General features: G+C 71.8%; 21 protein-coding genes and 1 pseudogene. 9 read left to right on the forward strand and 13 right to left on the reverse strand.

The window, feature by feature from the left end; genetic code table 11:
• Positions 1-140: 140 nt before the first annotated feature.
• Positions 141-1,871 carry an LCP family protein gene (locus ACFW6B_RS27040; protein WP_386599689.1) on the forward strand — a complete coding sequence of 577 codons (1,731 nt, stop codon included), beginning with the start codon at positions 141-143 and terminating at the stop codon, positions 1,869-1,871.
• A 108-nt stretch (positions 1,872-1,979) separates the two neighbouring features.
• Here ACFW6B_RS27040 and ACFW6B_RS27045 read toward each other — a convergent pair whose 3' ends face one another.
• Positions 1,980-3,011 (reverse strand): glycosyltransferase family 2 protein, encoded by a 1,032-nt coding sequence (locus ACFW6B_RS27045; protein ID WP_386599692.1) that lies wholly within the window; start codon positions 3,009-3,011, stop codon positions 1,980-1,982.
• Between the two features lie 175 nt (positions 3,012-3,186).
• On the opposite strand from ACFW6B_RS27045, the gene ACFW6B_RS27050 reads away from it, so the two are divergent.
• Positions 3,187-4,680, forward strand: a complete 1,494-nt coding sequence (locus ACFW6B_RS27050) for an LCP family protein (protein ID WP_386599694.1) — start codon at positions 3,187-3,189, stop codon at positions 4,678-4,680.
• 82 nt (positions 4,681-4,762) lie between these two features.
• Here the strand turns inward: ACFW6B_RS27050 and ACFW6B_RS27055 are convergent, their stop codons facing one another.
• Positions 4,763-5,311, reverse strand: a complete 549-nt coding sequence (locus tag ACFW6B_RS27055; protein ID WP_386599696.1) for an acyl-CoA thioesterase — start codon at positions 5,309-5,311, stop codon at positions 4,763-4,765.
• A 118-nt stretch (positions 5,312-5,429) separates the two neighbouring features.
• Here ACFW6B_RS27055 and ACFW6B_RS27060 point away from each other — a divergent pair, with 118 nt between their 5' ends.
• A complete protein-coding gene (locus ACFW6B_RS27060; protein ID WP_386599698.1) occupies positions 5,430-6,713 on the forward strand; it encodes an LCP family protein in 1,284 nt (427 codons plus the stop codon).
• A gap of 122 nt (positions 6,714-6,835) precedes the next feature.
• On the opposite strand, the gene ACFW6B_RS27065 is transcribed toward ACFW6B_RS27060, so the two are convergent.
• From ACFW6B_RS27065 to ACFW6B_RS27085, 5 genes are read right to left on the reverse strand one after another with little or no spacing between them, the layout of a single operon-like run.
• Positions 6,836-7,792 (reverse strand): hypothetical protein, encoded by a 957-nt coding sequence (locus ACFW6B_RS27065; protein ID WP_386599700.1) that lies wholly within the window; start codon positions 7,790-7,792, stop codon positions 6,836-6,838.
• Positions 7,789-9,357 carry a PP2C family serine/threonine-protein phosphatase gene (locus ACFW6B_RS27070; protein ID WP_386599702.1) on the reverse strand — a complete coding sequence of 523 codons (1,569 nt, stop codon included), beginning with the start codon at positions 9,355-9,357 and terminating at the stop codon, positions 7,789-7,791. Before ACFW6B_RS27070 ends, ACFW6B_RS27065 begins: the two co-directional genes overlap by 4 nt.
• 10 nt (positions 9,358-9,367) lie before the next feature.
• Positions 9,368-10,033 carry a VWA domain-containing protein gene (locus ACFW6B_RS27075; protein ID WP_386599704.1) on the reverse strand — a complete coding sequence of 222 codons (666 nt, stop codon included), beginning with the start codon at positions 10,031-10,033 and terminating at the stop codon, positions 9,368-9,370.
• Between the two features lie 17 nt (positions 10,034-10,050).
• Positions 10,051-10,530 carry a hypothetical protein gene (locus ACFW6B_RS27080; RefSeq protein ID WP_386599706.1) on the reverse strand — a complete coding sequence of 160 codons (480 nt, stop codon included), beginning with the start codon at positions 10,528-10,530 and terminating at the stop codon, positions 10,051-10,053.
• Complete coding sequence (locus ACFW6B_RS27085; protein ID WP_386599709.1) at positions 10,527-12,137, reverse strand: methyl-accepting chemotaxis protein; 1,611 nt, start codon at positions 12,135-12,137, stop codon at positions 10,527-10,529. The genes ACFW6B_RS27080 and ACFW6B_RS27085 overlap by 4 nt, the downstream gene beginning before the upstream one ends.
• 203 nt (positions 12,138-12,340) lie before the next feature.
• On the opposite strand from ACFW6B_RS27085, the gene ACFW6B_RS27090 reads away from it, so the two are divergent.
• The 3 genes and pseudogenes from ACFW6B_RS27090 to ACFW6B_RS27100 form a co-directional block, all read left to right on the forward strand.
• Positions 12,341-13,033 (forward strand): tellurium resistance protein, encoded by a 693-nt coding sequence (locus tag ACFW6B_RS27090; protein WP_386599711.1) that lies wholly within the window; start codon positions 12,341-12,343, stop codon positions 13,031-13,033.
• 265 nt (positions 13,034-13,298) lie between these two features.
• Positions 13,299-14,024, forward strand: coding sequence for a hypothetical protein (locus ACFW6B_RS27095; RefSeq protein ID WP_386599713.1), 726 nt, complete (start codon positions 13,299-13,301; stop codon positions 14,022-14,024).
• 80 nt (positions 14,025-14,104) lie between these two features.
• Positions 14,105-14,720, forward strand: a pseudogene (locus ACFW6B_RS27100) (transposase family protein); the annotation flags it as partial.
• 92 nt (positions 14,721-14,812) lie between these two features.
• On the opposite strand, the gene ACFW6B_RS27105 reads toward ACFW6B_RS27100, so the two are convergent.
• Positions 14,813-15,355: a hypothetical protein gene (locus ACFW6B_RS27105; RefSeq protein WP_386599715.1), complete on the reverse strand. Its 543-nt coding sequence runs from the start codon at positions 15,353-15,355 to the stop codon at positions 14,813-14,815.
• Positions 15,356-15,486: 131 nt separating this feature from the next.
• Between ACFW6B_RS27105 and ACFW6B_RS27110 the strand changes: the two genes are divergently transcribed.
• Positions 15,487-16,665: a tyrosine-type recombinase/integrase gene (locus ACFW6B_RS27110; RefSeq protein WP_386599717.1), complete on the forward strand. Its 1,179-nt coding sequence runs from the start codon at positions 15,487-15,489 to the stop codon at positions 16,663-16,665.
• Positions 16,666-16,864: 199 nt separating this feature from the next.
• Here the strand turns inward: ACFW6B_RS27110 and ACFW6B_RS27115 are convergent, their stop codons facing one another.
• Complete coding sequence (locus ACFW6B_RS27115; protein ID WP_386599719.1) at positions 16,865-18,022, reverse strand: acyl-CoA dehydrogenase; 1,158 nt, start codon at positions 18,020-18,022, stop codon at positions 16,865-16,867.
• A gap of 190 nt (positions 18,023-18,212) precedes the next feature.
• On the opposite strand from ACFW6B_RS27115, the gene ACFW6B_RS27120 reads away from it, so the two are divergent.
• Positions 18,213-19,556 (forward strand): UDP-glucose dehydrogenase family protein, encoded by a 1,344-nt coding sequence (locus ACFW6B_RS27120; protein ID WP_386599721.1) that lies wholly within the window; start codon positions 18,213-18,215, stop codon positions 19,554-19,556.
• Positions 19,557-19,720: 164 nt separating this feature from the next.
• On the opposite strand, the gene ACFW6B_RS27125 is transcribed toward ACFW6B_RS27120, so the two are convergent.
• Entirely contained in the window at positions 19,721-20,359 is a 639-nt protein-coding gene (locus tag ACFW6B_RS27125) for a CGNR zinc finger domain-containing protein (protein WP_386599722.1), read from the reverse strand.
• 104 nt (positions 20,360-20,463) lie between these two features.
• Between ACFW6B_RS27125 and ACFW6B_RS27130 the strand changes: the two genes are divergently transcribed.
• Positions 20,464-20,823 (forward strand): VOC family protein, encoded by a 360-nt coding sequence (locus tag ACFW6B_RS27130; protein WP_386599723.1) that lies wholly within the window; start codon positions 20,464-20,466, stop codon positions 20,821-20,823.
• A gap of 57 nt (positions 20,824-20,880) precedes the next feature.
• On the opposite strand, the gene ACFW6B_RS27135 is transcribed toward ACFW6B_RS27130, so the two are convergent.
• Genes ACFW6B_RS27135 through ACFW6B_RS27145 form a run of 3 tightly spaced genes read right to left on the reverse strand, consistent with a single transcriptional unit; the run spans position 20,881 to position 23,761 of the window.
• On the reverse strand, positions 20,881-22,074 hold the full coding sequence (locus ACFW6B_RS27135; protein WP_386599725.1) for a dipeptidase: 1,194 nt from the start codon (positions 22,072-22,074) through the stop codon (positions 20,881-20,883).
• A 5-nt stretch (positions 22,075-22,079) separates the two neighbouring features.
• Positions 22,080-22,604 carry a 5-(carboxyamino)imidazole ribonucleotide mutase gene (gene purE, locus ACFW6B_RS27140; RefSeq protein ID WP_386599727.1) on the reverse strand — a complete coding sequence of 175 codons (525 nt, stop codon included), beginning with the start codon at positions 22,602-22,604 and terminating at the stop codon, positions 22,080-22,082.
• Positions 22,601-23,761, reverse strand: coding sequence for a 5-(carboxyamino)imidazole ribonucleotide synthase (locus ACFW6B_RS27145; protein WP_386599729.1), 1,161 nt, complete (start codon positions 23,759-23,761; stop codon positions 22,601-22,603). The genes purE and ACFW6B_RS27145 overlap by 4 nt, the downstream gene beginning before the upstream one ends.
• Positions 23,762-23,855 lie beyond the last annotated feature (94 nt).

Here is a 23,855-nt window from a genome sequence, read left to right on the forward strand (position 1 = left end):
GCGGTGTCTTCTGCGTCCTGGTCGGCGCCGCCCCGGCGGCGGGGGGGGGGGGGGGCGGCGCCCCCCGCGCCGCGCCCCGCCCCCCCCCCCCCCCCCCGACGGGCCCGTTCGTCAGGCGCAGGGTGGGGAGAGGCTGGGAGATGCCGCAAAGCAGTGTGCGCGGGGAGGGAGCACGGTCACGTGTCCCGCAGGCCGGCGAACTGGGCTGGGACGACAGCATGTACGACGAGGACGGCGAGTCCGTCCGGACGGCGGACGGCGGCCGCGCCCGGCCCGACGGTGACGACGCCCGGCCCGGCGGTGACACCGTGCCGCCCGGCCCGCAGGGCAAGGGCCCGGACGACGGCGACGACGGACGGCACGGGACCCCGGGCCGTCCCCGGCGCAGACGCCGCATACTGCGCTGGTCGGCGCTGGTCCTGTCGGTCCTGATACTCGGCACCGCCGGGGCGGGCTACCTCTACTACCGGCACCTGAACAACAACCTCAAGCAGGACGACCTGAACATCGGCGACGCGAAGGACCGCGCCGCGAAGACGAAACCGAACGCGGCGGGCCAGACCCCGCTGAACATCCTGCTGATCGGTTCGGACGCCCGGAACTCCACCGAGAACCAGAAGCTCGGCGGCGCGAGGGACACCTTCGGCGCTCCGCCCCGGGCGGACGTCCAGATGCTGCTGCACCTGTCCGCGGACCGCACCAACATGTCGGTCGTGAGCATGCCGCGCGACACCCTGCTCCGGATACCCAACTGCACCGACCCGGAAACCGGGAAGACCTACACCGGCAGCACGTCACTGACCATGACGAACGACTCGCTGGGCCGCGGCGGCCCCGGCTGCACGGTCGCGACCTGGGAGAAGCTGACCGACATCCACATCGACCACTTCATCATGGTCGACTTCGCGGGTGTGGTGTCGATGGCCGACGCGATCGGCGGCGTCCCCGTCTGCGTGGACGCCAACATCTACTCGCACACCTCCACCGGTCACGGCTCCGGACTGAAGCTCGAAGAGGGCACGACGTCCATCAAGGGCGAGCAGGCCCTGCAGTGGCTGCGCACGCGGTACGGCTTCGAGGACGGCAGCGACATCGGCCGGACCAAGGCGCAGCACCAGTACATGAACTCGATGGTGCGCCAGCTCCGGGAGAACGCCACGCTGAGCAACCCGGGCAAGCTGCGCGGCCTCGCGGAGACGGCGACCAGCGCGCTGACCGTCGACCAGGGCCTGGGCTCGGTCACCAAGCTCTACGACCTCAGCAAGGAACTGAAGAAGGTCCCGACCAAGCGCATCACCATGACCACCATGCCGTGGGTGTACTCCAGCGACGGCAACCGCGTGCTGCCCAAGCCGACGGACGCGGACAAGGTCTGGCGACTGCTGCGCGAGGACATCGCGCTGGACGGCGCGGACAAGAAGAAGCCCGCGGAGAAGACCTCCTCGGACCCGGCGGCGGACGACGACAAGATCGCGGTGCTGGTGCGCAACGGCACCCGCACCAGCACGCTCGCCCCGGTGCCCGGACGCGCGAGCGCGGTGGGCGAACTGCTCGTCGGCGAGGGGTTCACGCAGGCGAAGGCCGACCCGTCGACGACGTCCGCCGAGGAGGCCACGGTGATCCGCTACCCGAGCGCCGATCTGGAGGGTGACGCCCTGCGGGTCGCCAAGGCCCTCGGGATGTCGACGCACGCGGTGGAGAAGTCGGCGGACGTCTCCGGGGTCACGCTCGTCGTCGGCGCCGACTGGCGGGACGGCACGACGTACGAGGCGCCCGAGGAGGACGACTCGGCTCCCGAGTCCGCGAAGCTCGACAAGGGCTCGGACACCGAAGCCTGCATGCACGTCGACCCGCACTACACCTGGTCGTAGGACAGGCCGAAGGCCGCAAAGCGGTGGGGCCCCTCCCGGATTCCGGGAGGGGCCCCACCGCTTTGCGCCGAGGGCACCCGGCCGCGGACCCCCGCGGCCGGGACGGGCTCAGTTCGAGCCGCTGAGGACCGCGGGACGCCGCGACGCGATGACCTTCCTCGCCAGCGCCTTCGGGCTGGTGAGGAAGCCCCAGCCCCACGACATGTGCATCGTCGCGAGGGCCACGGGGATCTGCAGGCGGGCCTTCGCCGGCAGGCCCTTGCCCGCGGGCAGCGAGCCGAGCCCGATGGCCGCGAGGTAACCGGCCGGGACGACGAACCCCCAGGGCGTCAGCGCCGCGCCGACGACCACGCCCGCCGCGATCGCGCAGACGGCGGTCGGCGGGGCGAGGTAGCGCAGGTTGATGGAGCCCTCGTGGTAGCGGGCGACGACGTGCCGCCAGCGGCCGTAGTCCTTGTACTGCTTGGCGAGCGCCTTGACGGACGGCCTCGGACGGTACGACACCTTCAGCTCGGGCGAGAACCAGATGAGCCCGCCGGCCTCACGGATGCGGAAGTTCAGCTCCCAGTCCTGGGCGCGGATGAACTCCTCGTTGTAGCCGCCCTGCTGCTCCAGCGCCTCGCGCCGGAACACCCCGAGGTACACGGTCTCCGCCCGGCCCGCCTCACCGCCCGTGTGGAAGGCGGCGTTGCCCACGCCGATCTTCGACGTCATGGCGGCGGCGACGGCGTGCTCCCAGTCGTTCTCGCCCTCGGCGTGCATGATGCCGCCGACGTTCTGCGCGCCGGTCTCCTCCAGGAGCCGCACCGCGGTGGCGATGTAGTTCGGGGAGAGCATGCCGTGACCGTCGACCCGCACGACGACGGGGTGCCGGGACGCCTTGATCGCGGCGTTCAGCGCCGCGGGCGTACGGCCGGTCGGGTTCGGCACCGTGTGGACCCTCGGGTCCTCGCGGACGAGTTCGGCCGCGATCTCGTCCGTCCGGTCCGTGGAGGGACCGAGCGCGATCACGACCTCCATCTCGCCCTCGTACCGCTGCTCCAGGATCGCTTGGACGGCCCCGCGCAGATGCCGCTCCTCATTGAGGACGGGCATGATCACAGATACGGCGGGGAACCGCACGTCAGACTTCTCGCTCATCGGAGCTCACGTTACCGCGAACGGGGGACACGGTCGCGCGCCGCCCGGCGTAAGGGCCGGGCCGCAGATCGTATGGGCCTACCGTGCTCACGGATCCCCCTGCCCAGCGGGACGCGGCTCCGTCCGGCCCGCGGAACGCTTCCCTCCCCCGTCCAGCCTCGCGGAGGTGTTCCCCTTGCCCACGCCGCCCCGCTCCCCCGTCCGCCCTCAGCGCCCTCCGCAGCCGTCTCCCGCGCGGCGGCCCGCCCGGCGCTCCGGCGGACGGCCGGTGCGCCCCGTACGGCGCAGGAGGCCGCGCTGGGCCGTGCGGGCGCTGACCACCCTCTCCGTGGTGGTCCTCGCCTCGGCGGGCATCGGGCACGCGGTGCTGAACGGCCTGGACGCGGACATCGCCCGGGTCGACCCGTTCAGGGACATGAAGAACCGGCCCGAGGGCGGGCACGGCATGAACCTGCTGATGGTGGGCACCGACGGCCGGGAGAAGGTCGGCGAGGCGGAACGGCGGAGGTACCGGCTCGGCGGCGCGCCCTGCCGCTGCACCGACACGGTCATGATCGTGCACATCTCGGAGGACCGGGAGCGCGCCAGCATCGTCAGCCTGCCGCGCGACTCCTACGCCGAGGCACCCGCGCACACCGACGCGGTCACCGGCAGACGGCACCCCCCGCACCCCCTCAAACTGAACGCGGCGTACGCGGAGGGCGGCCCGCCCCTGACCGTGCGGACCGTCGAGAAGATGACCCACGTGAAGATCGACCACTACCTGGAGGTCGACTTCACCAGCTTCATGAAGACGGTCGACGTGCTCGGGGGCGTCCGGATCTGCACCGCGCAGCCGCTGAAGGACCGGTACACCGGTCTCGACCTGGCGGCCGGCACGCATCTGCTGCGCGGCGGCCAGGCCCTGCAGTACGTGCGCTCCCGGCACACCGACGGCTCCTCCGACCTCGGCCGGATGAGACGTCAGCAGCGCTTCCTGGCCTCTCTCGTCTCCCGGGCCACGTCGTCCGGGGTGCTGCTGAACCCGATGAGGTTCCGGGACGTGACACGGGCCGTGCTGGGCTCGGTGCGGGCCGACAAGGGGTTCGGCACGGACGAGATGCTGGACCTGGGGCGGGCGATGCGGAACTTCTCCCCGTCCTCGTCCGAGTTCACCACCGTGCCGATCGGACAGATGGCCTACCCCGTCAAGGGCATCGGCTCCACCCTCAAATGGGACGGGCCGAAGGCCAGGAAGCTGTTCCGGGAGCTGCGCGAGGACAAGCCGCTCGCGGCGCCCCGGGCACCGCGCCCGCGGGCCGTCCAGGTCGCGGTGGCCCCGCAGCAGATCCGGGTCCAGATCGAGAACGGGACCTCCACGGCGGGTCTCGGCAAGCGGGTCGACGGCGCGCTCGCCGCCACCGGGTTCCGGACCACGGGCCGGCCCACGACGGGCCATGGCGCGACGATCCGGCGCACCGTCATCGCGTACGACCCCCGCTGGGACCGCTCGGCGAAGTCCCTCGCCGCCGCCCTGCCCGGCTCCGAGATGCGCGCCGTCCCCGGGCGGGGTCCCCTGCTGAAGGTGATCGCCGGTGCCGACTTCAAGCGGGTGACCCGGGTACGGGCCGAGGATCCCACCCAGGGCGGGCCCGGGGTGGTGACGGGGGACCAGGTGGTCTGCCCCTGACCCGGCCGCCGGCGGAGCGTTCCCGGCCCGGCCGCCGGAACCGCCCCGAGCCGAACGGCGGGTGCTGGTGCCGCAGCAGGCACTAGTCGTCGAGGCCCTCCGCCGCGCGCTTCTCGCGGAGTTCCATGATCGCGCGGCGGCGGGCCAGCCGGTGGGTGCGGCGGATCTGCGCCTCCTGGAAGCGGCGCTCGTCCCGCTCGGTCTCGGTGATGACCGGCGGCACCCGGCGGGGCTTGCCGTCGGCGTCGACGGCGGCGAAGACGAGGTAGGCCGAACCGACCTGCTGAGGCGGGGTGGACTCGTTCCAGCGCTCGGCCAGGACCCGCACGCCGACCTCCATCGAGGTCCGCCCCGTCCAGTTGACCTGGGCCTTCACATGGACCAGGTCGCCCACGCGGACGGGTTCGAGGAAGGCCATCTCGTCCATCGAGGCGGTGACGGCGGGTCCCCCGGAGTGCCGCCCCGCCACGGCGCCCGCCGCGTCGTCGACGAGCTTCATGATCACGCCACCGTGCACCGACCCCAGGAGGTTCGTGTCGTTGTGGGTCATGATGTGGCTGAGGGTGGTACGGGACGCGGAGGTCGGCTTGCCCGGGATGTCGTTTTCCGGGTTGGGGGCCTGTTCTGTCATGTCCTCCACCTTATGCCGGGCGCGCGGCAGCCTCTTTGCATCAGCTCTGCAACAGGCGTGACCCAGATCTCCCCGCTCTCTTGTAAGGCTCCTGGTGGGGGGCGGCAAACTGGTCCGCATGAATGACTGGCCCGACGGGCGGACCGACGAGAACCGCAGCAACCGCTACGGACGCGGAAGCGCAGGCGCACAGCCTGAGAGCGCCCGCGTCATGCGCCAGGTCCGCCGTGGGCCCGCCGCCCCGGGCCAGGGCGCTCCGCCGTACGGCGCCGGTGTGCCCCGGCAGCCCTCGTACGTCGACGGCCAGGGCCACGACGAGGGCCAGGGTTACGACTCCGGCTACAACACCGGCCAGGTGTACGGGAACCCGCCCGGCGGCCCGCAGGGACCCGGCGGCGACGGCGGCTACCCGCAGCGCCCCGCGCCGGACTGGCGGCGCCGGATCAAGTGGACCGCGATCACGCTGGTCACCACCCTGGTCGTGGTCTCCGTCGGCACGTACTTCTGGGCCGACTCCAAGCTCAACCGTGACGTGGATCTCTCCAAGGTCATAGACCGGCCGGAGACCGGCGAGGGCACGAACTACCTGATCGTCGGTTCCGACAGCCGCGCCGGCATGTCCGACGAGGAGAAGAAGAAGCTCCACACCGGCTCCGCCCAGGGCAAGCGCACCGACTCGATGATGATCCTGCACACCGGTGACAACGGCTCGGCGCTGATCTCGCTGCCGCGTGACTCGGACGTCGTGATCCCCACGTTCAAGGGTTCCGAGTCCGGCAAGACGTACCAGTCCACCGGCAGGCACACGAAGCTGAACGCGGCCTACGCCATGGACGGCCCCGAGCTGCTCGTGCGCACCGTCGAGGCCAACACCGGTCTGCGCATAGACCACTACGTGGAGATCGGCTTCGGCGGGTTCGCGAACATCGTCGACGCCGTCGGCGGTGTCGAGATGACCCTCGACAAGGGCTTCAAGGACAAGTACTCCGGCGCCGATTTCAAGGCGGGCAAGCAGACGCTGAACGGCGAGCAGGCCCTCGCCTTCGTCCGGACCCGGTACGCCCTCGCGGCCTCGGACCTGGATCGCACCAAGAACCAGCAGAAGTTCCTGGCCGCCCTGGCCCACCAGGTCGCGACCCCCTCGACGGTCCTGAACCCGTTCAAGCTCTACCCGACGATGGGCGCGGGCCTGGACTCGCTGGTCGTCGACGAGGACATGAGCCTGTGGGACCTGGCCGACATGTTCTGGGCCATGAAGGGCGTCACCGGCGGCGACGGCACGTCCATGAACATGCCGATCTCCGGTTCCGTCGGCGGCAACCTCGTCTGGGACAAGGCGAAGGTGAAGACGCTGGTGAACGAGCTCAAGAACGACGAGAAGGTCACGGTGACCGGCAACTGACCCGCCACGGGCCGCCGGCGACGGCGGCCCGGCCGTCTCCTCGGCCGCCCGCCGCCGGCGCCCCCGCCCGGCACCGCACAGGTCACCGGCGGCCCGCACCGCTTCCCGGCGGGGCCGGCGGGTCAGTTGCGCAGGGTCCGCAGGGTGATGCGGCCCCGGGTGCGCGGGCCGTCGAACTTCGAGCGGTCGACGACGGGCCTCGGGGCCGGTTCCGCGGCCATGAGACGGATGGTGTCGCGCCCCGCGAGGGCCGTGCACCACTGGGCCAGGTGGGGACGGGTGCCCCGGGGGCCCGACGCCTCCTCCCAGAGGCCCCGGACCGCGTCGGCCCGCCGGTCGTCGAGGACGCCGGACAGCGGCCGCAGCGGCTCGCCGGGCGTCACGTACGGGTCCTGGCTCACGACACGGCCCACCACCAGCGCCGCCTTGTAGCGGTCGCTGTCCACCGTGGCGGTGCCGGCGGCGGCCAGCGGGTCGTGCCAGTCGGGGGTGTCCGCCTGTTCCAGGACCGGGGGCCGCCCGGCCATGCGTACGCCGTCGCAGTCCAGGAGATACGGGCCGGGCGCGGGCCGGACGGTCCACAGCACGTTCGCGTGGGACACATCGCCGACGACGAGCCCCAGGGTGTGCAGCCACCGGAAGAGCCCGAGCACGGCGACGACCAGCGCGAACCGCTCGGCCGGCGAGGGCTGCGCGACCGCCTGCCAGGCCGCCCTCGGCGGCCGGAGCAGATAGGACAGGTCGGTCAGCCGGGTCTCGGCGCGCGAGGTCCGCCAGGTCATGGAGTCCGGCGCGCGGCGCATCAGGAAGCCGGTCGCCCTGCCGCCGTCCACGACCCGGCACAGCGGCCACGCCGTCTCCCGGTCCAGGCGCTCGCGGTCGGCCGGGGCGAGCTGCTGGCGCAGGGCCACGAGCGCCGCGAGCTCCCCGCCGTCCGCCTTCCCCGGCTCGCGGTAGCTCTTGTACAGCAGCCGGCCGGGACCGGCGACGTCCCACACCTCGCCCTGGCCACCGTCGCCGACGCGCGCGCCGAGGGCGAGCGAGCCGAGCGTCACGTCCGCGCCGTCGTCGGCGCTCACGGCACGGCCTCCCACAGGACGACGGCGGTGCGGTCGTCGTCGTACGACTTCACCCGGTACTGGAGCTGCCACAGGAAGTCGGCCGGTGCCGGCGCGGTCCCCCGCCCCCAGCCCGACCCCAGGAAGTCCCGCATCCCCGCGTCGCCGGCGAGCGGGGTGGACAGGCCGTCCGTGCACAGCACGAGGACGTCACCGGGCAGCGCTGGGCCGAGGAGCAGGGCGCGGGCGCGGTGGCCGTGCGGGAGGGCGGCGGTGCGCGTGTCGATCATTCCGTCGCCCTCGTGCTCGGGGTCCGTGAGGGACAGGTTCCACTCCCCGGCGCGCAGCAGCGCCGTACCGCCGTCGCCGACGGCCAGGAAGCCGCGGGTGCGCACCCGGGGGTCGAGCGGTACGAGCAGGGCGCGCAGGGTGGTGGCGTACGCGGCGGGGTCGTCGCCGTGTTCGCGGGCGCGGTGCGCGAGCAGGGTCGCGACCCGGCCCACGGCGGTGTCCACCAGGGTGGCGAACCCCGGCTGGTCGCCCGTCCGCACGGTCTCCGAGAGGTCCGCGGACACGGCGTCCAGTTCCATGGCCGCGAGCCGGCACGCCTCCTGGGAGCCGACGTGCGAGCGGGCCGCCGACCCCACGCCGTCCGCCACCGCGAGCAGCAGCAGCCCGTCCGGGCCGGACGGTCCGAGGCGCACCACGGCGAGGGAGTCCTGGCGCGGCTCGCCCTGGTAGCGGTGCGAGTCGCCGCGCACCGAGGCCGCCCGCACCGTCAGAGCGCCGTAGCCGGCGCCGTCCACCACCATGTCGGGCGTCAGCGCCGCGGTCGGGTCCTCCCGGACCGAGGGGAGCTCCCTGGGCTCCGGGGCGTACAGCGGGGGTTTGGGGCCGGAGTGGCGGGGCGCGCCGAGCACCGGCACGGCCACGGCCCGCGCCGCGGGCTCGTCGGAGGCGGGGAGGGACGTGGAGACGGGGGCGGGGACGGGCGGGGGGCCGGGCTCGGGGGGCGTGGCGGCGCGCGGGGGCGACGGGTGCGGGGAGCCGTGCGGCGACGGGTGTACGGGGGCGTGCGGGGACGGCTGTGCCGGGGTGTGTGGCGACAGGTGTACGGGGGCTTGCTGCGACGGGTGCGGCATCGGCTGCTGCACGAAACCGCCCGTGGGGAACGTCGGCGTCGGCGCGTACGCCGTGGGGGCGGGGGGCGACGGCTGCGGGGCGGGCCCGTAGGACAGCGGGGGCGGCCCGGCCGGTTGTGCCGCGGAGGTCCCGGGCACGGCGGGCTCCGGCTGGTCGTTGAAGAACAGGTCGACGCTCTGCCAGGTCTCGTCCAGCGGGTCGGGCTCCCGCGCGTCCGGCCAGCTGGGCTCCGCCCGCCCCGCGTCCTGCCGTCCCACGTCCTGTCGGCACCCGTCCGGCTGCCTCGTGTCCGGCTGCCGGGCGTCCGGTCCCCGCTTGCGGCCCCCGTACTCCTTGCTTCCGTACTCCTCGCTCCCGTCCTGCTCCCGCGTCCCGGGCATGCGCGTGTCGGGCTGCCGCGGGCCCGTCCGGGAGGGTCCGGCGGCGTTCATGTCGTTCTCCATCGGTGCGACCTCACAGCTTGTCGAGAGAGACGATGGAGAAACCGGGCACGGTGTCGTCCACGGCCAGCGTGAATCCGTTGCCGCCGTCCGCGCCGATGCTCCCGGCGGACCGGACGATCGACCGGGTGAGGCTGGAGGCGAACTCGCGCAGCGCCTGCGCCGGTGACACCGAGGAGTCCTTCTGCATGAAGGCCCGGAAGTTCGCGACCCGTGCGATCGTCGACTCCTGGGCCTCGCCGATGCCGAAGGCGATGATCTTCGGGCAGAACCGGGACTGGGTGACCTCCTTGTACGCCTGGTCCCAGTCCGGGTCGGTGGGAATGCCGTCCGAGAGGAAGAAGACCACGGGGCGGTACACCTCGTGGCCCTCCGCCTTCAGTGCCGCCACGTCGGCCTCGACGCAGCGCAGCAGGGTGCGGAACGCGTCGCCGTACGAGGTGAGCCCGCCCGCGGCGAGCGCCGGGACCGAGTCGATGTCGCTGAGGTCGACGAGCGGCTGGAGCACGGTGGCGCTGTCGGAGAAGCCGATCAGGCAGAAGCGCGTCTTGTCGGCGACGGTCGGGTTGGTGCTGATCTCGTGGTGCAGGTCCGGGAGCGCGCCGTTGATGGCGTCGATCGGTTCGCCGATCATCGACCCGGACTCGTCGCAGAGCAGGTAGAAGGGCAGGATCTGCAAGGTCTCGTACCTCCGGGTCAGTACGTGTAGAAGTAGATCTCGATGTCGGCGTGGCCCGGGGAGGCTCCGCCTTTCCAGAAGTCGCGGGTGGTGGCGGCGCGGAACATGTCCGGACGGGCCTTCTCCAGCAGGGCGTTGACCTCGTGGGCGTAGCGGCCGCCGGCGCCCGGGTCGGTGTGGCGTCCGAAGGTCAGCACGAAGGCCGCCTGCCGGCCCCGGTAGCGCGCGGTCGCGTCGCGCAGGGCCCGCACGATGCCGTCGTCGTCGCCCTCGGCCGCGTCGACGGCGACCTCGACCGGGGTGCGGACCACCGCCCGGGGGCCGGTGTGCCGGGGTTCCTTCCCGTCGGCCGGGGCGGAGGACGAGGCGGCCGGCCGCTTCTCGGCGGCCTGCGGGTCGCCCTGGTCCCCCATGGCCACCAGGGCGAGGACGAGCAGCATGTCCGCGAACAGCCAGCCGGCCATGTGCAGCGGCTGGAACCTTCCGCCGCGCTTCATCGGGCCTCGGTCAGGGACGTGGGCGGGAGCTGCGGGGGTTCACGGCGGGGGCCGGGGTGCCCGGGGCCCGCACGCCCCGGGTCGTCGGCGGGAGGCCCGACCCGGTCGGCGGGATTGCCGGGCCTGTACGCGGGGGGACCCGGCCTGTGCGCCGGGAGGCCGGAGCGGTCGGCGGGAGTGCCGGGCGGGTCCGCGGGGTGATCGATCCGGTCCGCGGGACGACCGGTCCGGTCGGCGGGGGTGTCGGCCTGCTCCACGGGCGGACGGAACCGGTCGACGGGAGTGCCGGGCGGGTCCGCGGGAGCGTGGCCCGCGTCGGCGGAGGGGGCGTGGCCCGCGTCGGCGGACCGGCTGTGCCCGTGGGCGTGACCACCGCCCGCCGCCCCGGCCCGGCCCCCCTGGCCCGCCCGGGGCACCTGGACGGACCCGGGCACCTGGACGGACCGGTCGGCGTACGCCTGGCGGTCCGCGCGCAACTCGGCCACCAGCCGGGCGAACTCGTCGGCGACCAGCCTCAACGCGCCGCTCTGCGCGTTCAGTTCACGCACCGCGTGCTGGGACTCCTCGACCGCGCGGGCCGTGCCCTCGGCCACCTCGCCGAACCGGTCCAGGAGTTGGGCCGAGATGTCCGACGTCACCTCGATGCCGGTGGCGTAGGCCCGCTGGGAGGCGGCCAGCACGGTGACGGAGTCCTCGACGCGGCCGCCGGCGCCCTGCACGGCGAGCCGCACCTCACCGCTCGCCTCGCGGACCTCGTCGAGCGCCCTGCGGACCCCCGTCCCGCCGTCACTGACGGCGGCCTCGACACGGCCCACCGCGGCCTCCAGGGGCTTGACGGCGGTGTCGACCCCGGCCAGCCTGCGTTCGGCGCCCTGGACCGCCTCGCCGACGGTCGAGGCCGCCGCCGTCAGGTCCTTCTGGACCCGGACCGCCCTGTCGCCCAGCCGCCCGAGCGTCGCGGCGGCCTCGGTGAGTTCGGCGGCGAAGCGCCGCGGGGAACTCGACCGCCGCCCGTTCAGCACGAGCTGGGCGCGGGTCAGCGCCGGGACGAGCGCCGCCATCAGTTCCTCGCGACCGCGGCCCGCGTCCTCCTCCCGGCGGGCGAGGGCGGACCGCCGCACCCCGTGCACGAGCACCAGCGCGAACAGCAGCGCGATGGCGACGGTGGCGCTCATCGCCACGTGGCCGAACGTGAAGGCGCCGGTGAGGTGCCCCTCGAAACCGGACTGCCAGAGCTGGAGGAAGGGCCGGGAGGCCGCCCGCGGATCCGCGCCCGTCAGCGCTCCGTACGCGCTCGACGCCCGGGTCAGGCCGTACCACGTGAGCATCAGCGGTACGAAGACCAGCGCGCCCAGCACCCCTTCGGCGTAGGACCAGAGCGGGTGCTCCCCGGCGCGGCCGCCGGGCGGGCGAAGGCTCTCCGGGCGGGCGTAGGCGGCGACGAGATCGAGCTCGGACCACGGGTCGAGCTCGGCGGCGTCCTGGTTCCGGAGCGCCGCCGCGAGCGCGGCCAGCTCTTCCTTCCGGGTTCCGAGCTCCGGCCGCCCGGCGAGTTCCTCGATGCTCTGCGCGATGACATGACGGTCCATCAGGGCGCCCGACGGCATGCCCACCCCCACAACACGACGTTCGCGGGGGCGCGTCGACGGCGACCATGGATCCCCACCCGTGTCACGTACCGCCGTACCCCCGCCGGTTCGCACGCACCAGACGCGCGACCGAGGGCACAGAGAGTACTCCAGCGGACACGCTCCGCGCATAAACTCGCGGCACCCGCCACTCTCCCCGACGGCGGCGCGAGGGGGAAAAGTTGAGCAACGACGAACGCCGACGGGCGACCATCCGCCTGGGGCCCGCGCCCGGCGCCCGGCCCGGAACCGGCACGCGGCGCGCGGCACCGACGGCCCGCGAGGTGCCGCGGCCTCCCACGGCGCGGGCCGAGACGATGCTGACCAGGTCGGCGCCGCGGGCCCGCGTCACGGGGCGCGGGGTCCTCCAGGTGAACCTGAACCGGCCGCCGGGGACCGGTGCCGACCTCGACCTCGGCTGCATGGCCGCGTTCACGGACGGCACCTGCGCGGCCGTACAGCCGCTGGGGAGGAACTTCGGCTCACTGTCGCGGTGGCCGTACATGGCACTCGACCAGGACGACCGCACCGGGGCGTCCGCGGACGGGGAGACGGTCCGGGTGGACCTGGCGCGGCGCGAGCTCTTCCGGCAGCTGCTCTTCCACGTCTACGTGTACAGCGGCGCCGTGGATTTCCGGAGCCTGGGCGCCACGGCCACCGTGACCGCCCCGTCCGGCGGTTTCCGCATCGCCCTCGACGAGTCCCCCGAGGGAGCGACGGGCTGCGCCGTCGCCCTGGCCGCACCCGCCGAGGGCGGCCTCACGGTCAGCCGCGAGGTCCGCTGGTTCACGGGCACCCCGCGGCACTCGGTCCAGGAGCAGATGGACGGCGCCTACGGGTTCGGTCTCACGTGGGTCCGCATGAGGAAGGACTGACCCCGGGGAACGCGAAACCGACCCCGGGAAACGCGAAAGGCGAGAGGCACCCCGGGGCGCCTCTCACCTCTGCTCACCTCTGCTGCCGGCGGGCGGCGTACTACGGCAGGTTCCGCGCCATCACGATCCGCTGGACTTGGTTCGTTCCTTCGCAGATCTGGGCGCTTCACAGGCAATACGCCCTGAACTGCATCAACTATGGGCTGTCCCGCAAAGCATCGGACCCGGCAGTCACTCGTGAGGCAGCCGAAGACATGATGGCCTCGTGACGAACAGCCCGCAGGCACCCCCGGCCCGGATCCCGGGCTATGACGGTGGCCCCTTTCAGCACCAGCCCGAACTCCTGGACGAGCACCTGTTCTGGCTGGGCCACCTGCACAACTACTACTCCGAGAGCGAGGAAGCCGAGGAGCTCGTATGCAGTACGGACGAGCAGGAGGCCGGAGCCTTGCAGTCCCGGCTGCTGGGAGGCGACGCCTGGCCCGTTTTCACGGTGCCGCTCGCTGGTGACCATCGGCTGTACGTGGTGTATCGAGCCTTCAAGGGGGACAAGGGCATCGATTACCTGCTGCACCACCCAGACTGGGACGGGGCCGAGCACCTTGCGCAAGACGAAGGGCACTTCATGGGACCCGGCCTGACCTGGGCCGAGCTGACCGCCGCGGCGGACAATCGTCTACCCGGCGGCAGCACCAATGACGCTCACGCCCGCCTGCTGCTCCTGCTACCCGTGCTGGGCGATGACGCCGTGCCGGACGGCGCCATTGAGCGCCTGACTGCGGCGTTGCGCGCCCGCACCCGAGTCGAGGCGCCCGAGCGCCTTGCCGCGGCACTCCTGGAAGATCAGGGGCCATGCGGTCCCGTGCACTGGACCAAGGCCGAGGGTGGCTACCCGATCAACGACGGCGGATACTCCTTCCGCAACCCCGCCAACCGCTTCGCCTTGCCCGCCGCGCGTCTGGCCCGAGTCGCCGCCGCTCTGACCCTCTAACGGCAGGATTGAGCAACGAAGAGTAGATCTGCACGAAGCGGCGCCCGATCACACCAGTCACGAGCTGGAAAGATCAGGCCGTGACTGGTGTGATTACGGCGTCGGAGTCATCCTGGATAGCCCCGTTCACTGGGCTGAGTTCACGGGCGTTCGTCAAGTTGGTGGTCCAGCTGCGCCGCGAGGGCGCCGATGCCCACGTGGAAGCTGTCGCTGGAGGACCGGGTGCTGCTGGTCGCGGCATACTGACGGACCAACCTGACGATGCGACAACTGGCACCGTTGTTCGGGGTGTCGAAGTCGGCCGCCGACCGGGTGGTCCGCGACCTCGGACCGAAGCTCGCCCTGCAGCCCCGCCGGCGGTTCGCCAAGGACACCGTGCTGATCGTGTACGGCACCTTGGTCCCCGCCCGCGATCACAAGGTGGCCGAGCAGTCGAAGAACTATCGCTACTCGACCAACCATCAGGTAGTCATCGACGCCGACACCCGCCTCGTTGTGGTGGTCGGCAAGCCGTTGCCCGGCAACCGCAACGACTGCCGCGCTTGGGCCGAATCCGGCGTGAAGGCCGCGGTCGGCAACACCACGACCATCGCAGACGGCGGCTATCCTGGCACCGGACTTGTGATGCCGCACCGCCGCCGCAAGGGCGAAGAGCTTCCCGCCTGGAAAACGGACCAACCGGCGCTTCACCGCGAGGCCGGAAAAGACTCACCCCTCCGGAAACAGAAGACCCCCGAGTCGCCTCAGGGGCCGTGAGCCATGAAGTTCTTTGTATTACGCGGAAACCGCTACCTCTTCGACGCCGACATGGATTCAATGATCTTCGACGTCTTGCCGGTCAGCTCTCCCCCGGCCTTTCCAGCGATCGTTCCCAAGTAGCCTTCCCGCCGAGCCCGCTTCAAGTGGTCCTTGATGGTCTCCGGCTTGCGGCCGATCAGCTTCGCCAATCGCGCCACGGGGGCCACGGCCCCCATGTCGGCCATGGACGCGTAGGTGAACGAGAGAACAGCCAAGTAGTGCTCCGAAACGCCCTCGTTGGCCAGCAGAAGCCCGGCCGTCTCCCCTGATTCAGTGAGCACCTTTGTCGTGTCCCCCAAGACACTCTGAGCCTGTGGCGCCATCTTGGCCAGGTTCAGAGCCGCAGCGAGGTCGAGCCTGCGCAGCACGGTCGTGGAAATGCCGCGGGCCACGTCCCGCGCAGGCGCATCGACGGCCGGCTCGATGGTGATGCGCTGCGGGCCGCCAGTCACAGGCCCCGCAGGCCACCACATCCGAACCGTCCACCCCCCTTGCTGCTGCTCAACCTCGAAGCCGCTCTCATCTGCTCGCACACCCTCAGCGTATACCACCCTGGGTGATCCACCCTGGGTTGACAAGCAAGGGTGGATAAGCGCAGCCTGAGGCCAGGCGCTCCCGTCGCACCGGTCGACCGTTCCCTTTGGGCAGAAAGGCCAGCACATCCGTGGCTAGAGCTTGGGTTGCGCGTTCGAAGGACGACGCGAAGAAGTGGACGACGTTTTGGTACGGCCCGGACGGCAAGCAGAGGCAGAAGACGTTCGAGACCAAAAAGCGGGCTGACGACCAGCGCAAGCGCAAGGAGCAGGAACTCGACGCCCGGACCTACCTGGACGACCGCTTGGGCAAGCAGCCCGTGACGGCCGCGTGGGAGCAGTGGACGAATCGAAGGAAGCTGGAGAACAGCACCAAGAAGCAGTACCGGTCGATCCTCAACACGACCATTGAGCCGTTCTTCAAGGCCCGTTCCATCGTGTCCCTGAAGGTCGCAGACGTTGAGCAGTGGCTCTTGTGGATGGAGCAGGACCGGAAGCTCTCCGCCCGCACACGCCGTCAGCGATTCTCGTTCTTCTCCGGGATGATGGACTGGGCTGTCGTCAACGAGATCATCGGCCGGAACCCGTGCAAGAAGGTCAAGGGCGCCGGAAGCCGCGCCAAGGAGATCCGGGAGCAGAAGAGCACCGCAAGGCGGCTCACGACGCGGGAAGTCCTGGCGATGCTGGATGCCGCCCCTCCGCGTTACCGCGCGATGCTGTGGCTCATGGCCGGGTGCGGCCTGCGGCTGGGGGAGGCCATGGCGGTATCCCGCGATCAGATCGACTTCAAGGCCGAGACGCTTCGGGTCGACTTTCAGATTGCGGAGGACGGAGACACCGAGTCGGGGAAGAACAGCGCCATCCAGCGTCGGCACATCAAGGCTCGTGACGAAGGCGAGCCAGGGCGCACTGTCCCCCTCCCCCCCCCGAACGTCGCCTTCGAGCTTCGGCGGCACATCAAGAACCACGGCGTATGGGGGCCGGAGCGGCTTCTCTTCCCCAACGTGACGCGGACCGGCTACCTCTACGCGTCGTACTTCTACCCGAGGATCTGGATGGAGGCTCTGGGCAAGGGACAGGTGAAGTACTGCAAGGCCCACTCACTCCGGCACTACTACGGATCGCGGCTGCTGTACGCCGGAGTCCCCGAGAACGATGTGGCCGACTGGATGGGCCACAGCAGCACGGACGTGCTGAGGGAGCACTACCACTACGTCTTCGAAGGGGCCGAGCAGCGCGGTCGGGCCGCCATCGCAACGATGTTGACGCCCGGCGCCGACGACCCGACGGAGGCATCAGAGGTCGCCTGATGCGCGTACGACAACAGCCCCCGGCGCGACGCCGGGGGCTGTGTTGTTTGTGCAGGTCAGCGGCTGTTTTCAGCCCGGCATCTGCCCAGGATTCCCCCAGCATGACGCCCAGGAACGGCCCTGATCGGACCGCAACGGGCAGAAACCCGAGGGTGTCCCTCCGGACCTTCGAAACAGCTTCTGACCTGCAAAAACCCTGCTAGGGCAGGTTCCTCGCCATCACAATCCGCTGAACTTGGTTCGTGCCCTCATAAATCTGCGTGATCTTCGCGTCGCGCATCATGCGCTCGACCGGGTAGTCGCGGGTGTAGCCGTAGCCGCCGAGGAGCTGGACGGCGTCCGTGGTGACCTCCATGGCGACGTCCGAGGCGAAGCACTTGGCGGCGGCGCCCTGGAAGGTGAGGTCCTTGTCGCCGCGCTCCGACTTGGCGGCGGCCGCGTACGTGAGCTGGCGGGCGGCCTCGATCTTCATGGCCATGTCGGCGAGCATGAACTGGACGCCCTGGAAGTCGCCGATCGGCTTGCCGAACTGCTTGCGCTCCTGGACGTAGCCCTTGGCGTAGTCGAGGGCGCCCTGGGCGACACCGAGGGCCTGGGCCGCGATGGTGATGCGGGTGTGGTCCAGGGTCTTCATGGCGGTCGCGAAGCCGGTGCCCTCCTCGCCGATCATGCGGTCGGCGGGGATGCGGACGTTGTCGAGGTAGACCTCGCGGGTCGGGCTGCCCTTGATGCCGAGCTTCTTCTCGGGGGCGCCGAAGGAGACGCCCTCGTCGGACTTCTCGACGACGAACGCGCTGATGCCCTTGGAGCGCTTCGTCGGGTCGGTCACCGCCATGACCGTGTAGTACTCGGAGACGCCCGCGTTGGTGATCCAGCGCTTCACGCCGTTCAGGACCCAGTAGTCCCCGTCGCGGACGGCGCGCGTCTTCATGCCGGCCGCGTCCGAACCGGCGTCCGGCTCGGAGAGGCAGTACGAGAACATGCCGTCGCCCTTGGCGAGCGGGGTCATGTACTTCTTCTTCAGGTCCTCGGAGCCCGAGAGGATCACCGGGAGCGAGCCCAGCTTGTTCACCGCGGGGATCAGGGAGGAGGACACGCAGACGCGGGCCACCTCCTCGATCACGATGACCGTCGCGAGGGCGTCGGCACCGGCGCCGCCGTACTCCTCGGGGACGTGCACGGCGTGCAGGTCGTTGGCCACCAGGGCGTCCAGCGCCTCCTGCGGGAAGCGGGCTTCCTCGTCCACCGCGGCGGCGTACGGCGCGATTTTCGCCTCGGCCAGCGCGCGGATCGCGTCCCGGAGCATGTCGTGCTCCTCGGACGGGCGGTACAGGTCGAAATCAGCCGATCCGGCCAAGGTCTCTCACGCTCCAAAAGGTGCTGTGCTGGCGGCGCTAACTACCGTTAAGTAACACAATTTTAGGCCCCCAGAGCGCAGGACGGGTACGTGAGGTTGGCGACAGGGGAAAACTGCCCGTGGAAGCGCTCCCCGAAGCCCCGACTATGCTCAGGCGCGCACCTCCGCGCCGCACACCCCAGGAGCATCCATGGCCCTCAAGATCACCGTGATCGGCACCGGCTACCTCGGCGCCACCCACGCCGCGGCCATGGCCGAGCTCGGCTTCGAGGTCCTCGGGCTCGACGTGGTGCCGGAGAAGATCGAGATGCTCCAGCGGGGCGAGGTCCCGATGTTCGAGCCCGGTCTCGAGGAGCTGCTGCGCAAGCACGTGGCCGGGATCGAGGGCTCCACGGGCCGGCTCCGCTTCACCATGGACTGGGCCGAGGTCGGCGCCTTCGGCGACGTCCACTTCGTGTGCGTGAACACACCGCAGAAGCACGGCGAGTACGCCTGTGACATGAGTTACGTCGACGCGGCCTTCGAGGCGCTGGCCCCGCATCTGCACGGTCCCGCCCTGGTGGTCGGCAAGTCCACCGTGCCGGTCGGCTCGGCGGAGCGGCTGGCCGCCCGGCTCGCCGAGCTGGCGCCCGCGGGCGCGGACGCCGAACTGGCCTGGAACCCGGAGTTCCTGCGCGAGGGCTTCGCCGTGAACGACACGCTGCACCCCGACCGGATCGTGGTGGGCGTGCGCGGCGAGCGCTCCGAGAAGCTGCTGCGCGAGGTCTACGTGACGCCGGTGGCCGAGGGCACGCCGTTCGTCGTGACGGACTTCCCGACCGCCGAGCTGGTGAAGACGTCCGCGAACTCCTTCCTCGCCACGAAGATCTCCTTCATCAACGCGATGGCCGAGGTCTGCGAGGCCGCGGGCGGCGACGTCGCCAAGCTGGCGGAGGCCATAGGGCACGACGAGCGGATCGGGAACAAGTTCCTGCGCGCCGGGATCGGCTTCGGCGGCGGCTGTCTGCCCAAGGACATCCGGGCCTTCATGGCGCGCGCCGGCGAGCTGGGCGCCGACCAGGCGCTGACCTTCCTGCGCGAGATCGACTCCATCAACATGCGGCGCCGCGGGCAGATGGTGGAGATGGCCCGCGACGCGCTCGGCGGCGGTTCGTTCCTCGGCAGGCGGGTCGCCGTGCTCGGCGCGACGTTCAAGCCGGACTCGGACGACGTGCGCGACTCCCCGGCGCTGAACGTCGCCGGGCAGATACACCTCCAGGGCGGCCAGGTCACCGTGTACGACCCGAAGGGCATGGCGAACGCCAGGCGGCTCTTCCCGACGCTCGGGTACGCCGGTTCCGCGGTGGAGGCCGTACGGGGCGCCGACGTCGTCCTGCACCTGACGGAGTGGCGCGAGTTCCGCGAGCTGGACCCGGCGGTGCTGGGCGAGGCGGTCACGTCCCGGGTGATCCTCGACGGGCGCAACGCCCTGGACCCGGAGACGTGGCGCCGGGCCGGCTGGACGTACCGCGCGATGGGCCGTCCCACGGCCTGATCCCCCACCGGACGCGCACCGCCCGGAGCACGGTTTTCCCGGTTCCCGGCGGAACAGGCGACCGCGGCCCGGCCGGCGGTGCGGGCTCCGGGCCGGGTGCCGATGCGGGCTCCGGGCCGGGTGCCGGGCGAAGGCGTGACGGAGGACGCCGGTCCGGCCGAGGCTCAGTCGGCCGGACCGCCGCCGGTTGCATTCTGCACCACTTCGCTGTGCGGTGACCGGAGACCGCCGGACCCCGTCCGGCCGCCGGCCCCGCCGGCCGTGCGGTCCGCCCCCGCCGGCGGCTGGTTCGCGCGGTAGCGGCGCATCTTGGCGCGCGCCCCGCAGACCGCCATCGAGCACCAGCGGCCCCGTCCCGCGGGCGAGCGGTCGAAGTACGCCCAGTGGCAGGTCGGGGCCTCGCAGGCCTTCAGCCGCTGCCAGGTGCCCTCGACCAGCGCCTCGGCGATCGCGGCGGCGACGCGGAAGGCCAGGGGCGCCACGGCGGCCGGAGCCTCCTCCACGGCGGGGACCAGGCGCGCGGCGCCTCCGTCCTCGTCGAGTGTCACCCGCAGGGGCGCGCGGGCGAGGAGGTCCCCGAGCGGGGTCACCTTCCGGTGCGCCGGGTGCCCCGCGTGCGCCAGGCACACCGCCCGCAGCGACTCGCGCAGCTCGCGGGCCCCTTCCGCCTCGCCCGCCGCCAGACCGAGGCGCGCCAGCCCCTCGGGCGTGTCCAGGAGGTCGGCGCCCGACTCGATGTCCAGGGTGTTCACCAGGGCCTGGACCAGGGCGAGGCCGCCGGGCGCGGGCGCTCGTTCGTTCATGCTTGCGACGTTACCCCCAGTGCGAGAGCATGGAGTAACCGTTACCCCTTGAAGGGGCCTACGGGTAACCCGTCGGTGCTGCTGGAGATCCCACGGAGGAAGTCATGGCTCTCGCCGAACTGGACGTCGTCGTCCTGGACTGTCCCGACCCGCTCGCGCTCGCCGAGTTCTACGCGGGGGTGCTGGGCGGCACCATCACGGAGGAGCCCGGCTGGGTCGACCTGGAGGTGCCCGGCGGCCGGAAGCTGGCGTTCCAGGCCTCACCGGAGTACGTACCGCCGCGCTGGCCCTCGCCCGACGGCTCGCAGCAGCTCCACCTGGACCTGGTCGTGGAGGACCTGGACGTGGCGGAGAAGGGCGTGCTGGCGCTCGGCGCGACGCCGCTGGACGCCGAGGACAGGGCGCGTACGTTCCGGGTGTACGCGGACCCGGCCGGGCACCCGTTCTGCCTCTGCGCGGGCTGAGCGCGCCCGGCACCCGCGCCGGCCCCGGGATCCGGGGCCCGACGGCTCGGTGGGACCTCAGCCGTCCAGTTGCTCCAGCGTGGCGTTCGACGGCGCCCGCCGGGACCGGAGATCGCGGGCCACGTCCTCCGCCGCACCCAGCACGCGCACGGCGTTCTGCCAGGTCAGCTTGTTGATGTCCGTGGAGGACCAGCCGCGGTCCAGGAGCTCGGCGATCAGGTTCGGATAGCCGGAGACGTCGTCAAGCCCGGCCGGGGTGAACGCCGTGCCGTCGTAGTCGCCGCCGATGCCGAGGTGGTCGACGCCGGCGACCTCGCGCATGTGGTCGAGGTGGTCGGCGACCGTCGCGGCGGTGGCGACCGGGCGCGGGTTGTCCTCCTCGAAGGCGCGGTGGACCTTCATGGCCTCGGCGGTGGTGTCGAGGTGGTGGAAGCCGTTCGCGCGCATGTTGTCGTCGGCCGCCGCCGTCCAGTCGACCGCCGCCTGGAGGACGAACTTCGGCACGAACGTCACCATCGCCACTCCCCCGTTGGCGGGCAGCCGCTCCAGCACGTCGTCCGGGATGTTGCGCGGGTGGTCGCACACGGCGCGGGCCGAGGAGTGCGAGAAGATCACCGGCGCGACGGAGGTGTCGAGCGCGTCGCGCATGGTCGTGTCGGCCACGTGCGAGAGGTCCACGAGCATGCCCTCGCGGTTCATCTCCCGTACGACCTCGCGGCCGAACGCGGACAGACCGCCCACCGTGGGTGAGTCCGTCGCCGAGTCCGCCCAGGCGATGTTGTCGTTGTGGGTGAGGGTCATGTAGCGGACGCCGAGCGCGTACAGGGCGCGCAGGGCGGCGAGGGAGTTGTCGATCGAGTGACCGCCCTCCGCGCCCATGAGGGAGGCGATGCGGCCCTCGGCGCGGGCCGCCTCCATGTCGGCCGCGGTCAGCGCGGCCCGCAGGTCCGCCGGGTACCGGTCGATCAGCTGCCGTACGCAGTCGATCTGCTCCAGCGTCGCGGTGAGGGCGCCGGGCAGGTCGGAGCGGACGTACACCGACCAGTACTGGGCGCCGACGCCGCCCGCGCGCAGCCGGGCCAGGTCCGTGTGCAGGTGGGCGCTCTGGTCGGCGGCGATGTCACGGGCGCCGAGGTCGTAGCGGACCTGCTCCCGCAGGGCGTAGGGCAGGTCGTTGTGCCCGTCGACGACCGGGAACTCGTCGAGCAGGGCCCGGGCGCGGTCGGCCGGGGGCAGGGAGGACGACGGCATGCGCGTCACTTCCCGAAGCCGAAGCCGCCGGCGGCGCCCTCGACCTTGGCGCGCAGCCGCTTGCCCTTCTCGGTGGCCTGGTCGTTCAGCTCCTGCTGGAACTCCCGCATCCGGGCGAGGAGGTCCTCGTCGTGGGCGGCGAGGATCCGGGCGGCCAGCAGGCCCGCGTTGCGGGCGCCGCCGACGGAGACGGTCGCCACGGGCACGCCGGCCGGCATCTGCACGATGGAGAGCAGCGAGTCCATGCCGTCGAGGTACTTGAGCGGCACGGGCACGCCGATGACGGGCAGCGGGGTGACGGACGCGAGCATGCCCGGCAGGTGGGCCGCGCCGCCGGCGCCCGCGATGATCGCCTTGAGCCCGCGCTCCGCGGCCTGCTCGCCGTACGCGATCATCTCGTGCGGCATGCGGTGCGCGGAGACGACATCCACCTCGTAGGGGATCTCGAACTCGTCCAGCGCCTGGGCCGCGGCCTCCATGACCGGCCAGTCGGAGTCCGAACCCATGACGATGCCTACAACGGGGCTCATTCGGTGATCGTGCCTCTCAGGTAGCCGGCTGCGTGCCGGGCGCGCTCAAGGACGTCGTCCAGGTCGTCGCCGTAGGTGTTGACGTGGCCGACCTTACGGCCGGGCTTCACGTCCTTGCCGTACATGTGGATCTTGAGCTGCGGGTCGCGCGCCATGCAGTGCAGGTACGCGGAGTACATGTCGGGGTAGTCGCCGCCGAGGACGTTCGCCATGACCGTCCACCTGGCGCGCGGGCGCGGGTCGCCGAGCGGGAGGTCGAGGACCGCGCGGACGTGGTTGGCGAACTGGGAGGTGACCGCGCCGTCCTGGGTCCAGTGGCCCGAGTTGTGCGGGCGCATGGCCAGTTCGTTGACGAGGATGCGTCCGTCGCGGGTCTCGAAGAGCTCCACGGCCAGGTGCCCGACGACGCCGAGTTCCTTGGCGATGCGCAGCGCCAGTTCCTGGGCCTCCAGGGCCAGCCCCTCGGCGATGCCGGGCGCCGGGGCGATCACGGTGTCGCAGACGCCGCCGACCTGCTGGGACTCGACGACGGGGTACGCGACGGCCTGGCCGTGCGGGGAGCGGACGACGTTCGCCGCGAGCTCCCGCGCGAAGTCGACCTTCTCCTCCGCGAGGACGGGGACGCCCGCGCGGAACGGGTCGGCGGCCTCCTCCGGGGAGCGGACGAACCAGACGCCCTTGCCGTCGTAGCCGCCGCGGACGGTCTTGAGGATGACGGGGAAGCCGTCGCCCTCCTCGCCTTCCGCGAGGCCCTCCGCGGCGAACGCGACCACGTCCGCGACGTCGGTCACGATGCGGTGCCTCGGGCACGGCACGCCGATCGCGTCGAGCTTCGCGCGCATCACGCCCTTGTCCTGGGCGTGCACGAGCGCGTCGGGGCCGGGCCGGACGGGGATGCCGTCCGCCTCCAGGGCCCGCAGGTGCTCGGTGGGGACGTGCTCGTGATCGAAGGTGATCACGTCGCAGCCCCGCGCGAAGTCGCGCAGCGTGTCGAGGTCGCGGTAGTCGCCGACGACGACATCGCCGACGACCTGCGCCGCGGAATCCTGTGGAGTGTCACTGAGGAGCTTGAACTTGATGCCGAGCGGGATGCCCGCCTCGTGTGTCATACGAGCGAGCTGGCCCCCGCCGACCATGCCGACTACCGGGAACGTCACGCTCCAAGAGTATCGGCCGCGCCACAGTGGCCGGTTTCCGCGGCGATTCGCCCGGTTTTCCCTTCCGGTGACCGCGTCTTTTCTTACCTGTGAG

The sequence above is a fragment of the Streptomyces sp. NPDC058751 genome (genome assembly GCF_042746485.1).
Taxonomy (GTDB): Bacteria; Actinomycetota; Actinomycetes; order Streptomycetales; family Streptomycetaceae; genus Streptomyces.